Below are 12,646 nucleotides of genomic sequence, written 5' to 3' on the forward strand. Positions count from 1 at the left end.
TGAAAGTCTCCACCTCTTAGGACTGCCGTTTATTTTCGGCTTGGGGAATGGCTGAGAAAAGTAGGCCGGCATCCGGGAGAGGGTACTCCAGAAATACAGCGTGCTGCGTGAAATTTTGTACCTGGACAAAACGTCATCGGTTATCAATATCTCATCTTTAAAATGCGAGGTGTTATTCATAAAAAACCTTTAATTAGATTGTCCTGGCAGATGCTGCAGCCTGCGTGCGCAGTTCATTGCTGTGGCCACATAACTGCATTTTCTGTTTACTACCTCAACCGTAATCTTTGAGCCATTAACCTCAATGGTGTAGGTCCGCTTTGTCTTCTGACGTCCATAATCGCCGTATAGCTCAACGTGCTTCGCCAGTGCCGTTTCGCAGGCCTGGCGTCCGAGAGGAGATTGCTTGCTTCGGTTTATTAGTCGCATAAACATTCCTTAATCGGGAGGGCACCCCTCCCAATCTGGTTAGCCCACGTATTCCGGTTTCATGTCGTCAAGGGTGATGCGGAACTGGTCATACAGTTCATCACCAAGATGGCGGCGCGATGAGGTCAATGTGCTTTCAGCCTTCGTGAATAAAACTTCGGCTTCTGGATCCCCAGGGTTAGGAAGAGAATTTATTGCGGCCTCAACTTTGTTCTTCGCATCAACCATGAAGTAGCGCTGCACGGCTTTACCTTTCAGTTCGGTGAAGAGAACAGTACTGGATGGTAACCGGACTGTATACCGATATGCGCGCAAACGGCCTCAGCGATTCAGAGCTACGTCGTAAAGCATCGGGTGAGCTGTTGCGTATGGTTCGTCGCTTGAACGCTGGAGAAACGATTCCAGAACCGGTTAAGCAGATCCCAAAACTCGGCGGACGTCCGCTGAGTAACGAGCAGGGATTAAACAAAATCGCGGAGATCCGCGCGAAGTTCGGTCTGGGGAGAGGACGGAATCATGGCTAACAAATCACGTGAACAAAAGCAGGCCTGCGTCCAGGCGATTATCGAACTAACCCGCGAGAAAGGGCGCCTGACGGTGAAAGAAGCTTGTGCAGAACTACGCATGTGCCGGGATACAGCTGGCCGGTATTTCCAGGCTGCAGTCAGAACCGGGAAGGTCATTCGCTACGGGCGTCTTGGTTTGTTCCGCGACCTGCGGGCGACCATTGATTTTGACCTTCAGAGATTCAGTCATCGGAAAAATCCTCAGCACAACGAAGGAATGGGTGAGGGCTAACAAATGACCAGCAAATTAATCAGAGAGCGCATTGAGCTAATCGCTAACTTTCATCGTGCAATGACACTGCCGCCGTCTCATGCTGAAATTGAAGAATTGGCGCGCATGGCGCTGGCCGCAATGGACGACGCCTATGACTTAAGGCTCTATTGCTGAGGCATTGGTGAGGGCTAATTTACCTGAATTATGTCAAAAGAAGGATGTAGCCGCCTGATGTATTATAAAGCTGAGAATGCGACTGTGTTTGAAATTATCGTTTGAAATTATTGAATTAAATTCGCGTGGTGCGCTAATTAATATGTGTTTTAGTTTAAATGATTTGGAAAGTTCTCAATTTGAAAATAGTTGAATCTTTACTCCATTAAAGCTGCTATTGTCTTCTGCAAAATGGAACCATCAAGTACCGGAGTCTTCTGTTACTTGATTTTTAAGTCTTTTACATAGGGATGACTGAGGATTTATCATGGCAAATGATTCACGAGGAAATGAGGTGGTTTTCAACCGTGCATATCTAAACTTGTGCTCTGAGAACAAGAAATTAAGTCCGTTGGTTATAGTGAAGAAAATTAAAGAGCACAATATTGTTGAATGTTTTTCTTTTGGTCTTAAGGGGGCGATAGATATTGAGTCAAAATGCCTTTTTTTGCGTTATAAATATCCGTGGCCAGATTTTGAAATTGAACTGGTTAGAAAAAAAGGAGGTGATTATGAGTTCATGCTCTTTCATAATGATTTTCTTAAGGGTATTGACAATTAAGACATTTATAATGATTTTTTAATAAAAATGGATTTTCCTAGACTATATGACTTAGGCATCTTTTTTCTTGAACTTGTCTATAGATAACATTCAAAGAGTATGGCGCACTTGTCCGAGGCTTCTATCAAATAATTGTACTGTCAATCGCACTTACATTTGGCCTCCATGTATTTAAAAAAGTGTACTTCTAAATGACTCTTTTGAACTCACACGAGTTGATTGAATTTTGTTCATCGCGATTTATGCTCCTGCCCATATATAAAGCTCTTGTCTAAAAAGACTATAAAATCAACCCGCTACGGCGGGTTTTCTTTTCTCATTACTGACAATAACTAACGATTTGTGCTCTTAAGTTATTGCTCATTCAGTGAGTTAGGTGTACTGTGTATTTATACAGTATTTTCGCAGGAAGGGAGACTATGAGAATCGAAGTAACCATCGATAAGAACAAGAAGTTGCCTGAAGGTGCTTTAGCGGCGTTGCAGGAAGAACTGATGCGCAGAATTGATGAGAAGTATTGTGATTTCTCGCTGTCACTTCGCCGCGCCAGTATGGATGGTCTCAGCGTTCTTGGTGGTGATAAGGGCGACGAAGAACGAATTGAGCAAATTCTGCCAGAAACCAAGGAAACGTCTGACGGCTGGTTTTATTGAGTAAATTTATTTTGGTGGCGGCCTTTCTCTCAGAGCATCGCGTTCGCGTTACCCTTGATGCTGCTAACCGGTATTGATTATGGTGTTGTGTTCGGTGCGTTTGCTGGAGCGGTGTTTTATGTTGCCACAGCGGCAAATGTGAGTCGTATTCGTTTGAGCGGTTACTTCCTAACTTCATTTATTGTTGGTGTTCTGGGGGCCGGTCTGGTGGGTTCGAAGCTTACAAGCTGGACAGGATACCGCGAGCGACCGCTTGATGCCCTGGGAGCTGTATTAATCTCTGCTCTAATCATAAAAGTGCTCACTTTCCTGCATAGCCAGGACCTTAATAGCTTGTTCAATATGCTGACCCGATTTCGGGGAGGGGGGTCAAGTGGTAAATGATCATTCAGCGCTGGCTAATTCCATCATATGTGCCGTTATCGTGCTTGCCTTGATGTTTTATCAGCGAGGGAACGCGCGCCACCGTCCTGGCATATCTGTGCTGGCTTATCTGATGGTGCTGGTTTATGCCAGCATCCCTTTTCGTTTCCTGTTTGGCCTTTACGAGTCATCAAATTGGCTTGTGGTGATGGCTAACATTCTTATCTGCGGCGCGGTTCTCTGGTTCAGGGGAAATGTTGCCCGCCTGATAGATGCATTGAGGAACTGATGAACCAATCACAATTTCAAAGGGCGGCTGGTATTAGCGCCGGATTAGCTGCGCGCTGGTTTCCGCACATTGATACTGCAATGAACGAATTCAGAATCACTAGTCCTCTCGATCGAGCGATGTTCATAGCGCAGTGTGGACACGAAAGCACGTCATTTACCCAGTTGGTCGAAAGCTTTAACTATAGTGTTGCCGGCTTGGCTGGTTTTGTGAAGGCAAAGCGCATCACTCAGGACCAGGCGAACACTTTAGGACGTAAAACTTACGAAAAAGTTGTACCGCTCGAACGTCAACGAGCGATCGCTAATCTGGTCTACAGCAATCGCTTTGGCAATCAGGCTGCAGGCGATGGCTGGAAGTTTCGCGGGCGTGGAATTATCGGGATCACCTTCCTCGATAATTACATGAAGTGCGGTAATGCACTGAAACTGGATTTAGTCAGCAATCCTGAGTTACTGGAGAAGGATATTAACGCAGCCCGCAGCGCTGCCTGGTTTTACACCTCAAAAGGGTGTTTGAAATATCTAGGTGATTTAGGGCGCGTGACCCAGATTATCAACGGTGGACAGAACGGTATTGATGATCGCCGTGCACGTTTCCTGAAAGCAAAATCGGTACTGGTGGGATGATCATGGGAATAGAAGCTATCGCGGGGCTGGTGGCCATTCTGTTTGGTTTAATAGCTGGCGCTTTCGGTATTGGACATGCTCGCGGCACAAATAAAGCGGAGTCCAAAGCCAAACAACAGCGTACCGAAGAGCACGCCGCTGCCAGCATCGCCGCGGCAGAGCGAAAAGCTGAAGTAACAAAAGAGGCCCGCGATGTTGAAGAGAGCGTTAAACGTATGGGCAATGTCGATGTTGATCGCGAGCTGCGCGAACAATTCACCCGCCCCGGTGGTGGTTGATACCGCGTGCAGTTGGGTGCGGATCATCTACCTGACTGATCATGATATCGACGCGCTGGACATGCAGACGAAGCGAGACATTCTGGCGCACAACAAATCAGTGCAGGCTAACTGCCCGCAACCAACCGAAAAGGCTACGAAATGAGCGAAGCTAAACCGCAGGACGGCAGTACCGTTAAGGGCTACCGCACATTAACCACGGGCGACATTGAGCGGATGAATCGCCTGAAAGATGTGAGTCGTCACTTTTGCAATCTTCTGGATACAGAGCACAATTCCACTATGGATGGAGTGGTTAAAGAAGAGTCCGAGCGTAATGAGGCGTTACGTTGCCTTGATATTGCTCGCACCAAAATGCAGGAAGCCTGTATGTGGGCGTGTCGAGCTGTAGCGCGCCCTGATGCTGATTGTTGAGTGGTTTCGGTTACTGAAGCCTAAGAATGTACTTAAGCTTCAGAAAAGCAGTCAATCAGTTACTTGATAGGTTTACTTTCTGAGGGAAGGAAAATATTTCCGCAGTATGGGCAGATCAATGTTATATCGTTTTTAATTCTCGACAGGCTATATGTGGACTGGCGAGAGCAGTGAGGACAGGTGCTTTTTACAGGCCTGAGTGTACGTATCTTGTCTTTGAGTATAGACATGGTTTTTATCCTCGTGAGTGATTGCTAACCATACACCACAGGACAGTAAATAGCTCACTTTTTAACCTTTATTTTTTTGTGACTATTTTTGTTTATACGGAAGATGGCAACGAAAGATTAAAGCTAATTTCGTCAGAGCAAGGCCATCGCACCTGTTCGATGGCGAGTGAATCGCTTAATGTTTTTTTAAAGATTTTAATTGTGTAAGCGTGATAACCCCTTGCAGGACAATCATCTGTCTGGCCAGACTAATTGAATAGTAATTATCGATTAACAAGAAGAACTGCCAATATTGCGTGGTTGCTGGTATGAAAAAAAATGAAACACACTACTCTCATTGCACCTCCGTCCCAACACCAGTCTGTCGGAGGTCAGTTACTCATTTAGATACATCTCTCCCGGTGGCTCCTGAGAGTTTATTTAATCGATAACTGTGCACGACAAAAGGCCGCATCTCTTTTGCGGCCTTTTTCATAGCCATCACACAGGCCGCTATTCGTGTAGGGTACAGCAAGAAAACCGCCGAACAGAGTGATTATTAGCTTCCTTCGGGCATCCAAAAGACGGTAATTGCTGGTGGTGTAGTGCTGGTCAGTATCGTTGATACAGTAATGCCGGACAGCGTAAAGAAAGACAGATAAAAAAATCCCGCCAATTTTGAGCGGGAATGATGTTAATGATTATATGAAGATATGGATAGTACTACGTTAGTGCGTGCACCGAATCCGAAAACGAAGAGGTAAATCATGATTTTCTGTGTCGATAGAGGCTTCAGAAACCAGTGCATGCTAACTATCCAAGGGAACCTATCAATAATGAGTAAGCTCATGATGGTCGATTAACGGATCATGTGAGGGTTGTTCGTGATAAAATTCAAGCGGTATTGTTTCTTAAAGGAATTCGTGATGTGGGCGTGCTAATTGACAGTGCCCTCAAAGGCTATCTCTTTCTTTTATTGGATATGTGGCCGGTGCTGCTTGTTGCTTTCGTAGGGCTAGCTTTCTCCTTTTATGGTGTTTTAATGCCGAAAACAGCAATCACTTTACTGTTACTTGCTGTAGTAATCGGAATTGCCGGAGGGATTTATGCATAGGACATGCCACGATACTTTCTGACTACCTGTGCTTCGCAAAATCAAGTTATGAGTTCAGAGCCTCGCAATAGCGGGGCTTTTTATTACCAGAAGAAGAAGGAAATACCATGTTTACAGTTAAGACTATTATCAACGGCGTGACCCACATCTGCGAACAGCCGAGTGTGACCATTGCCCGCGCGGGGTGTGAGCGTTTCGACGATATTCTCTTGCAGACAAACGATCACTCAAACCCTGATTTCGCTATCTGGCTGCCAGGTGTCTATTCAGACCCACAATGCACAGATGCGCTTCAGGAAGAAGAGTTAATCGTCAGCGAGCGCGAGGGTGTTCTGGATGAAGATGCCATTGCCATTCTGGTAGAAGACTTCGAAAGCCCTGAGCACGCAAAGCGCAAGGCATTCGACGGTGTTCGATACCAGTTCATCTATCCCGGCGACCAGGTATATGTGATGAATTCCCACGGCTCAACCATCGAAACGGTTAAGTAAGGCATTACAGCAGGCATTCACTGAGTGCCTGTGATAATGCTAAAGTATCCGAGGAAATGCGACAGAGGATTTTGCATGAAAATAGACCATGAGTATTTGAAGGGGTTGCTAGAAGCTTTTGAGTGTTCTGATAAACCAGAAACAGATATACGACATTTGCATGATCTCGGATTTAGTTATCAAACCACAGAGTTTTTATTCCATATGCGCTTGTTGGATGATCGCAACTTGATAGCAAGAACTGATGGGCGTAGTGGGTTTGGATTCTCTGAATCAGCAGATGACGGAGGTTCTTGGTCTGTTTTACCCCTACGTCTCACAGCAAACGGACATGATTTTTTAGAGGCTATACGGAATAAAGAAGTTTGGGCAACATTAAAAACAAGTTTCAAAGATGCAAGTATCGGGACATTAGTAACCGTTTCTAAAGAATTGTTTAACAGAATACTTGCGAAGCAACTGGATAAATATATTTAATCACTAGCAGTATGATTTTAATAGCCTCGTTTATGCGGGGTTTTTTTATTGGAGTTTATATGCGGCTGACAGTTCTGGACGATGATCCCGGCGAATATATAACACCAGGCAGCGAACGTTTTAATCTATATCACTATACCCCTTAATTCCTATCGTTTTTTTGGAGAACCAGATATGCCTTTGTCACAATCGAAAGTTTCAATCGCAGGTAATTTATTCACCAACTCTGGCACAAGCTTGGTTGTTACAGCTGCCGGTACTACTGTTCAGAAAGAGCTTGATGGTATCTATAAAATAGTTAGTGTTAAGGACTATATGACTGACGGTTACAGTAAGAACACCACAGTATACAGGTATAAAGTTTGGACATAACTTAAATACCACTGGTGGCGTCTTTACCGGAGGAGTGATTAAAGCTGACTCAAACATTTATGGTAAAGGATTGGTCGTGTCAGGAGGTATGGGGGAGGAGGTACCAACTACACCCGGGTAACGTGAGCATCAGCGCTGATGCCGTTGCTGTTTCCGGGGATGCAATCTCGCTTATCGGGCAGACGTCAGATGATGATGAAGATGACGACACGTCGATCCCTGAATCATGGAGTACCGCCGTTCATTTGGTCTGAAAGTCGCAGGGAAAGCGCAGGGTGCGCCGTATGACCCTGGCGCCGTGCCATCGACTAACCGCCGCGGTCGGCTGACCAGTCCGACTATCTCTACTCCATCCGGTTCTTTTTCTGCTGGCGACTATTACAGCTACGAAGCATACAACGTCAACTCCAGCGTTTCGGAAACCGTTCCGGGCAACTGGAACGGCCAGTCCGTCTATCTCGGCGATCTGCTGGTCTATGACGGCACCAGCTGGCGTATTCAGCGTTCCCCTGGCTCAGGAGCAGCGCGAAAGAACGATACCTGGTATCTGGTCACCTCGGCTGGAACATTTGCAGGAATGACGCTCTCTCCTGGTGACGCACTGTTATTCCTGACCTTGCAAACCGCAGGCGGTGGATTCCTGCAGCCACAATTTGCTGCTCTGAACACTACCAGTGATCTCCTGCTTTATGGCGGGGAGTTTTCCCCGGCAGCAGGCTATCCGGCGTCAGACCGTCCGAATGTGGTTTACCAGGCATCTGCCAGTGGGAATACAGGCGGGGAAAGTTACACGGCAGGTGACTACGCAATATTTGACGGCATCAGTTGGGTGCGAATTGCGAATGATGAAGCCGTGACGGTTCCAGCCGGGCAAAGTATCAGCCTGCGATGTGCTGCGAATGCGGATGAGTGGGAATTCCGGCGCGCGGATAAAGAAGCAACCACGGTCGGTATACGCCTTCAAACGCAGGTCGCCTCGGCTCTGCGTAAAGGCCTGGGCAAAAAGTTGCTGCTGATTGGCGATTCAATGTTTGGCAGCGGTTCATCTGGTGCAACAATTATCGCTGCTACGGGCCGAAGTGGAGAAGTCCGTTCTTACGGTGGGTCAACAAGCGATCAGGTCGTCGGCATGCTGAAGCAGGAGATTATTTCCTGGGGGGATCGGTGGGCTGGCCAGACGATGGCGGCATGGCATGGACAGAACAACCAACCCAAAACCGATGCCCGGGCCGCGCAGATCCGCGAAGGCTCAATGGAGATACACAGGCTTGCCGGCGCGTTGTTCATCCGCGTCCTGTTTCTGACAATCATGGGTCAGCGTGAGGCGACATGGAACGGAGTCAGGCTGGTTTACTCACAGCACGAAAATCAGTTTGCGCAGACCGGCTATCTCTATGAGCTCACAGAGTGGTATCGCCGTGTTTTCCCTGAACAACACGCAGTTGTATACGAAATCATGCTATCCGCAGCAACAGACGCTTTCGATCCAACATTCCCTGGCATGACAGAGAAACAGGTCGCCGCGAAATATGGCGTGCTTCCCTGGTCATTTTTTGCCAACGCTCAGATGCCAGCAGGACTGACAACAAACATGCTGAACTACCAGGGAACATGGAGCAACGCAGGAACGCCAACCGGTGGATCACACGCTGATTACTACCTGCGCATTGCAGCAGGAACTGTAGGTAATGTCATCGTGAACAATAACGGAACATGGTCAGAAATCGCCATCGATATTACCCATATGAGTCCGACTGGCGGCCAGGCGCTGGCATATGGTGGAAATGGTTTTAACCTGGGTAACAGCTATACCAACATCCCAGCCCGCGAGGGAATAGCGGACATTCTGAATAATAACTTTTTCTTTAAATGAGGTGACATATGGGACAAATGGTTAGTCTGAATGGCGCAAATTTCACAGATACTCGCCTGCCTATTTTATACAACTATCCTGGACTCTGCGCAGGATCGCTGATGCTGCTCGATGCTGAGAAAATAGCCGCAGATTTTAATTTTTCTGCCACAGCAGTTACGACGTATACAGATAATCTGGCTGCTGAAGTGGCGGAGGAACTGACGGCTAAAACGGCGAAGGATTTGCGGCTAGCATGGAATAACTCGCTGGTAACTACTGGTGAAGCACCAGAAGCCTTGTTTGAAAGGACGGATAAAGGGGGAATTCACGGTATCGTGTCGCTGCTCAATCAACAGGTAGGACACCGTGGGCGCTTCCAGTGCCCCGGCATCATGGAATATATCGCAGCACATCAGAATGAGCGCCAGTTTGCATTATTCATGCATTATCAGGTAACGAGGACAGGTGGAGGCACAGGCGCGCAACAGGCGGTCGAGTGCATTATTTCATCGCAGGTATCCCCCTCAGCAAATCGGCTGATTATCTCGCGGCTTCCTAACATGATTTCAGATGAGGCAGGCTTGCACAGTCAGCTCTCAGATAAGGCAGGGGCAGACCTGACCTCAACGGTTTATTATCAGGATTTACCCGTGTGGGGGGCTGCGTCCGGGTTCGGTTCGTTGGTAAATAACGCCTGTAAATCCTGGATTCTTTATCGGTGCCATCTGGTTGATGTAACGGCATCCGGGATGACCTTTACAGAACTCACTGCTGCGGAACAGCAACTGCTTAATGTCAATTTTGGTGCTGGCGGTAAATACTCCAGTGACACTATACCCACAAGTCCATCTGCGCTGCCGTAATGACGTAAAACTCCCCTGGTGGTACCGGGGGATTTATCTAAATGCGGCTATCAATTTTATGATAGCCGCAAACTTACTTAGGTTCTCCTATTAAAAGGCTAAATTTAGAAGGAAAGGTTTATGCATATCTTAAAATCCTGGGTAAATTAAGTTATGCTTTCCCACTAATAATGGTGTTTGTTACTAAATAACCTGTACTAGGTAACCATCCGACACATCTTCTTTCCTGTAATCCGTGATGGCGTTGATTAAGTTTTCAGATGGTGAACCGAAAGCGCTGGATGAGGCAATAAAAATAAAACCATCACTGATCTCATCTAATTTAGTTATAGCAAACTCATTCCTGTAAATGCGGTTTTGAAACGGAATCATATTATGCTCTTTTAGGTACTTCGACATTTACGCCTGAGATATAAACAACATCTTTCGCAGCCAGTCCGCCGAGGTTCACAGACAGGAATATATAGTCATAACCATTATTTTCATCTGATTTTGTCAGTACTCCACGAGCGTTTACTCTGGTCATAGTGGTATTAATTGAAGGCACTGTCTTTGAGTATTTTGGCACAACCTTTGTGAGAACCGGCATACCATACATATCAAATAGACCTTTTGTTTTAGCAAGGCCCACCGTAACGGAAACAACACCTGTAGGCGTCAGGATATTATCTGAGCAAATTGACACATGCCCAAGTGGTGCAAAGTCTGTTCTCGGCGCCTTTACGTATAGACGAAGAGTTGCACCTGTCAATGCTTTCAGTTTCGTTATTTTCAGAGAGCTATAAGTATTATTTTCTCCGTCAGTGTGTGTAACAACTTCACAGGACAGAATATCACTGACCACTGCCCCGGACCGTGTACCGTCAACAACATGCCAGTTATCAACCAGGTCGATTCCTGATGACTGGCTAAAATCCGGGTCAGTAATTAAGTCGCTTTTCTCAGAAATATACCCACGGACGGCCGACGACTGGACGTTAATCATTGGGTAGAACTTTGTCAGTCCACGGTTACTCCACCAAACAACGCCCTGGCCCCATACGTTACAGTCATCCATTGAGAACTGACCATAGGTACCCTCGTCGTAGAAGAAGTACGGAGCCGCATTATATGTATTGCTTGCGCGGATAGTGCATTTATCGAGAGATACCCCGACAGAAGTATTAACACGAAATACATTACCTCTCCAGTTATCGGAGGCATTGCCGGATTCGAAATGGCATCCTGTACAATACACACTAGAGCCCTGGCGGAAATCTGCAAACTGGTCATAGTTTTGGCTAGATGATGATCCGCTGTAATCGAATGACGTATTCAGGAAGTGAAAAAAGCCCTCGATACCCATAGGGCGAGCAAGCATATTTGAATCTGAAAACAGGCAGTTATTGAAACGAATGTTTTCACCTGAATTGGATAAAGCGGTGCCGGGAGTGCCCGTGGCTTTATACTCAGTATACGTAGTTGTTGTCAGGCATATATTACAGTTGTGAATTGTCCAGTTTTCAAATATCGGTAGATAAGTATTAGTATCCAGTACCAGGCCACCATCGAAGCGCTGAATGTCAATATCTCTCATTGCAACTTGTGCAATTGAGTTGGTGGGGGATATCAGAACTCCATGCACGTTCCCCTGATTTCTGCTAACAGCACCCTGCAGCCATACGCCTTCCCATTTAGCGAATCTCCCCTTGCTTCTCCGATCACTGAAAGCAGAACCATTTATTTTAAGGGCATATATTGGGGTCGGAGAGGACACAATGGTATGTTTGATTACAATGTTGCATAATCCGACACGGGCTACGTCAATTGTTATCATATCACTGATGACAATCGTTTGACCGTTACCGTCAATTTGCCAGTAATCATCCCCGGCTGCAAATGTATCAAGTATCTCCTGGAATGCCGCCGTTTGATCAGTCCAGCCGTCAGCGGTTAATTTCAGAGCTGCAAGCGTTGTGATGTTACGCCTTAAATCGAGATAGTCGTCGATGTGTTTGGCGACTGTTTTTCCGTCATGATGCATAGAAAGAGCACTGCCCAACCCTTCTTCACTTGAGCTTAGGTCAGCTCGTAAACTATTGTCATCAAAAAGATTACTCATATTAACTCTCTATCGGTTATGTATTGTATTAAAATAACTGTATAAATAAACAGTATTTTTTGCAAGAGAGATAACTGCGAATTTATTCTTTTCAGAAATGAGCTTTCCGCTTGCATGCGCGTAGGGGAAGTTTTTAGAGCCTGATGAGCTCGATAGATACTTGATTGCTAGCTCTTTCTGCGTGATGAATGCGCTACTTGAGATGGTGAACGAATTGATAGCCTGACACCCAAAAACCTGAAAAGCAGTAGAGAGAGCAGAGCCGGATAGGTGATCGCCGGCGAGTAATGACTGAAAGAGGTCGTCGAATGATGCCGCCGAATGCTGGCGAACGGAGCCACCCGCCAGCAAGTGGCCAACGTGATCGAGGTAGGGGTAAAGACCATTTATAAATATTTGCCTGTTGGGTAAGGTGGCTCACTTGCGAAGCGTATGCAAGAGCCCGCAGGTGAGCCAAATGCTATGGAGGGGGCATATCTAGCAAAAATTTTCTTCAGATTGTTGGCCGAAATAGTGATAAATTCGTAAAAAATAATCCCCTATGTTTATTAATA

18 protein-coding genes and 4 pseudogenes are annotated in these 12,646 nt (G+C 46.3%); 17 read left to right on the plus strand and 5 right to left on the minus strand.

Annotation, left to right across the window (positions count from 1 at the left end):
- Positions 1–189: 189 nt before the first annotated feature.
- Together GJ746_RS10965 and GJ746_RS10970 are read right to left on the minus strand one after the other, a co-directional pair.
- Positions 190–429, minus strand: coding sequence for a DUF4060 family protein (locus GJ746_RS10965; protein ID WP_049101131.1), 240 nt, complete (start codon positions 427–429; stop codon positions 190–192).
- Between the two features lie 39 nt (positions 430–468).
- A pseudogene (locus GJ746_RS10970) lies at positions 469–705 on the minus strand (enterohemolysin); the annotation flags it as partial.
- On the opposite strand from GJ746_RS10970, the pseudogene GJ746_RS10975 reads away from it, so the two are divergent.
- The 11 genes and pseudogenes from GJ746_RS10975 to GJ746_RS11020 all read left to right on the plus strand — a co-directional run.
- Positions 705–953: pseudogene (locus GJ746_RS10975) on the plus strand (replication protein P); the annotation flags it as partial. The pseudogenes GJ746_RS10970 and GJ746_RS10975 sit on opposite strands and share 1 nt — an antisense overlap.
- Positions 946–1,227 (plus strand): DUF977 family protein, encoded by a 282-nt coding sequence (locus tag GJ746_RS10980; RefSeq protein WP_154680222.1) that lies wholly within the window; start codon positions 946–948, stop codon positions 1,225–1,227. The pseudogene GJ746_RS10975 and the gene GJ746_RS10980, both read left to right, overlap by 8 nt.
- A 3-nt stretch (positions 1,228–1,230) precedes the next feature.
- A complete protein-coding gene (locus GJ746_RS10985; protein ID WP_154680223.1) occupies positions 1,231–1,383 on the plus strand; it encodes a hypothetical protein in 153 nt (50 codons plus the stop codon).
- A 307-nt stretch (positions 1,384–1,690) separates the two neighbouring features.
- Complete coding sequence (locus GJ746_RS10990; protein ID WP_154680224.1) at positions 1,691–1,984, plus strand: hypothetical protein; 294 nt, start codon at positions 1,691–1,693, stop codon at positions 1,982–1,984.
- A 419-nt stretch (positions 1,985–2,403) separates the two neighbouring features.
- Positions 2,404–2,637 carry a DinI-like family protein gene (locus GJ746_RS10995; protein WP_154680225.1) on the plus strand — a complete coding sequence of 78 codons (234 nt, stop codon included), beginning with the start codon at positions 2,404–2,406 and terminating at the stop codon, positions 2,635–2,637.
- 60 nt (positions 2,638–2,697) lie between these two features.
- Positions 2,698–3,021 (plus strand): annotated as a pseudogene (locus GJ746_RS11000) (phage holin family protein); the annotation flags it as partial.
- Positions 3,011–3,289: a phage holin family protein gene (locus GJ746_RS11005; RefSeq protein ID WP_154680226.1), complete on the plus strand. Its 279-nt coding sequence runs from the start codon at positions 3,011–3,013 to the stop codon at positions 3,287–3,289. The pseudogene GJ746_RS11000 and the gene GJ746_RS11005, both read left to right, overlap by 11 nt.
- The gene (locus tag GJ746_RS11010) at positions 3,289–3,918 is read left to right on the plus strand and encodes a glycoside hydrolase family 19 protein (protein ID WP_154680227.1); all 630 of its coding nucleotides are present in this window, start codon (positions 3,289–3,291) and stop codon (positions 3,916–3,918) included. The genes GJ746_RS11005 and GJ746_RS11010 overlap by 1 nt, the downstream gene beginning before the upstream one ends.
- 2 nt (positions 3,919–3,920) lie before the next feature.
- Positions 3,921–4,196, plus strand: a complete 276-nt coding sequence (locus tag GJ746_RS11015; RefSeq protein ID WP_154680228.1) for a hypothetical protein — start codon at positions 3,921–3,923, stop codon at positions 4,194–4,196.
- On the plus strand, positions 4,147–4,341 hold the full coding sequence (locus GJ746_RS25375) for a hypothetical protein (RefSeq protein WP_227852767.1): 195 nt from the start codon (positions 4,147–4,149) through the stop codon (positions 4,339–4,341). Before GJ746_RS11015 ends, GJ746_RS25375 begins: the two co-directional genes overlap by 50 nt.
- A complete protein-coding gene (locus GJ746_RS11020; protein WP_154680229.1) occupies positions 4,338–4,610 on the plus strand; it encodes a hypothetical protein in 273 nt (90 codons plus the stop codon). The genes GJ746_RS25375 and GJ746_RS11020 overlap by 4 nt, the downstream gene beginning before the upstream one ends.
- Before the next feature lie 59 nt (positions 4,611–4,669).
- Here GJ746_RS11020 and GJ746_RS25380 read toward each other — a convergent pair whose 3' ends face one another.
- Entirely contained in the window at positions 4,670–4,840 is a 171-nt protein-coding gene (locus GJ746_RS25380) for a YnfU family zinc-binding protein (protein WP_227852769.1), read from the minus strand.
- 850 nt (positions 4,841–5,690) lie between these two features.
- Between GJ746_RS25380 and GJ746_RS11025 the strand changes: the two genes are divergently transcribed.
- The 5 genes from GJ746_RS11025 to GJ746_RS11045 all read left to right on the plus strand — a co-directional run bounded on the left by GJ746_RS11025 (position 5,691) and on the right by GJ746_RS11045 (position 9,991).
- Complete coding sequence (locus GJ746_RS11025; RefSeq protein WP_413773429.1) at positions 5,691–5,933, plus strand: hypothetical protein; 243 nt, start codon at positions 5,691–5,693, stop codon at positions 5,931–5,933.
- A 107-nt stretch (positions 5,934–6,040) separates the two neighbouring features.
- The gene (locus GJ746_RS11030; protein ID WP_154680230.1) at positions 6,041–6,424 is read left to right on the plus strand and encodes a hypothetical protein; all 384 of its coding nucleotides are present in this window, start codon (positions 6,041–6,043) and stop codon (positions 6,422–6,424) included.
- 75 nt (positions 6,425–6,499) lie between these two features.
- Positions 6,500–6,901 carry a DUF2513 domain-containing protein gene (locus GJ746_RS11035; RefSeq protein ID WP_154680231.1) on the plus strand — a complete coding sequence of 134 codons (402 nt, stop codon included), beginning with the start codon at positions 6,500–6,502 and terminating at the stop codon, positions 6,899–6,901.
- Between the two features lie 598 nt (positions 6,902–7,499).
- Complete coding sequence (locus GJ746_RS11040) at positions 7,500–9,146, plus strand: hypothetical protein (RefSeq protein WP_154680232.1); 1,647 nt, start codon at positions 7,500–7,502, stop codon at positions 9,144–9,146.
- A gap of 8 nt (positions 9,147–9,154) precedes the next feature.
- Positions 9,155–9,991: a hypothetical protein gene (locus GJ746_RS11045; RefSeq protein WP_154680233.1), complete on the plus strand. Its 837-nt coding sequence runs from the start codon at positions 9,155–9,157 to the stop codon at positions 9,989–9,991.
- 183 nt (positions 9,992–10,174) lie between these two features.
- Here the strand turns inward: GJ746_RS11045 and GJ746_RS11050 are convergent, their stop codons facing one another.
- On the minus strand, positions 10,175–10,363 hold the full coding sequence (locus tag GJ746_RS11050; protein WP_154680234.1) for a hypothetical protein: 189 nt from the start codon (positions 10,361–10,363) through the stop codon (positions 10,175–10,177).
- Position 10,364: 1 nt separating this feature from the next.
- The gene (locus tag GJ746_RS11055) at positions 10,365–12,092 is read right to left on the minus strand and encodes a hypothetical protein (protein WP_154680235.1); all 1,728 of its coding nucleotides are present in this window, start codon (positions 12,090–12,092) and stop codon (positions 10,365–10,367) included.
- Between the two features lie 251 nt (positions 12,093–12,343).
- Here GJ746_RS11055 and GJ746_RS11060 point away from each other — a divergent pair.
- A pseudogene (locus GJ746_RS11060) lies at positions 12,344–12,503 on the plus strand (helix-turn-helix domain-containing protein); the annotation flags it as partial.
- Between the last annotated feature and the right edge of the window lie 143 nt (positions 12,504–12,646).

Source organism: Klebsiella oxytoca, assembly GCF_009707385.1.
Lineage (GTDB): Bacteria > Pseudomonadota > Gammaproteobacteria > Enterobacterales > Enterobacteriaceae > Klebsiella > Klebsiella oxytoca_C.

What these genes read in the sequence shown, in the direction of transcription:
- GJ746_RS10965 (WP_049101131.1), bottom strand. Translation starts at nt 429, where the DNA reads ATGCGACTAATAAACCGAAGCAAGCAATCTCCTCTCGGACGCCAGGCC.
- GJ746_RS10980 (WP_154680222.1), top strand. Translation starts at nt 946, where the DNA reads ATGGCTAACAAATCACGTGAACAAAAGCAGGCCTGCGTCCAGGCGATT.
- GJ746_RS10985 (WP_154680223.1), top strand. Translation starts at nt 1,231, where the DNA reads ATGACCAGCAAATTAATCAGAGAGCGCATTGAGCTAATCGCTAACTTT.
- GJ746_RS10990 (WP_154680224.1), top strand. Translation starts at nt 1,691, where the DNA reads ATGGCAAATGATTCACGAGGAAATGAGGTGGTTTTCAACCGTGCATAT.
- GJ746_RS10995 (WP_154680225.1), top strand. Translation starts at nt 2,404, where the DNA reads ATGAGAATCGAAGTAACCATCGATAAGAACAAGAAGTTGCCTGAAGGT.
- GJ746_RS11010 (WP_154680227.1), top strand. Translation starts at nt 3,289, where the DNA reads ATGAACCAATCACAATTTCAAAGGGCGGCTGGTATTAGCGCCGGATTA.
- GJ746_RS11015 (WP_154680228.1), top strand. Translation starts at nt 3,921, where the DNA reads ATGGGAATAGAAGCTATCGCGGGGCTGGTGGCCATTCTGTTTGGTTTA.
- GJ746_RS25375 (WP_227852767.1), top strand. Translation starts at nt 4,147, where the DNA reads ATGTTGATCGCGAGCTGCGCGAACAATTCACCCGCCCCGGTGGTGGTT.
- GJ746_RS11020 (WP_154680229.1), top strand. Translation starts at nt 4,338, where the DNA reads ATGAGCGAAGCTAAACCGCAGGACGGCAGTACCGTTAAGGGCTACCGC.
- GJ746_RS25380 (WP_227852769.1), bottom strand. Translation starts at nt 4,840, where the DNA reads ATGTCTATACTCAAAGACAAGATACGTACACTCAGGCCTGTAAAAAGC.
- GJ746_RS11030 (WP_154680230.1), top strand. Translation starts at nt 6,041, where the DNA reads ATGTTTACAGTTAAGACTATTATCAACGGCGTGACCCACATCTGCGAA.
- GJ746_RS11035 (WP_154680231.1), top strand. Translation starts at nt 6,500, where the DNA reads ATGAAAATAGACCATGAGTATTTGAAGGGGTTGCTAGAAGCTTTTGAG.
- GJ746_RS11040 (WP_154680232.1), top strand. Translation starts at nt 7,500, where the DNA reads ATGGAGTACCGCCGTTCATTTGGTCTGAAAGTCGCAGGGAAAGCGCAG.
- GJ746_RS11045 (WP_154680233.1), top strand. Translation starts at nt 9,155, where the DNA reads ATGGGACAAATGGTTAGTCTGAATGGCGCAAATTTCACAGATACTCGC.
- GJ746_RS11050 (WP_154680234.1), bottom strand. Translation starts at nt 10,363, where the DNA reads ATGATTCCGTTTCAAAACCGCATTTACAGGAATGAGTTTGCTATAACT.
- GJ746_RS11055 (WP_154680235.1), bottom strand. Translation starts at nt 12,092, where the DNA reads ATGAGTAATCTTTTTGATGACAATAGTTTACGAGCTGACCTAAGCTCA.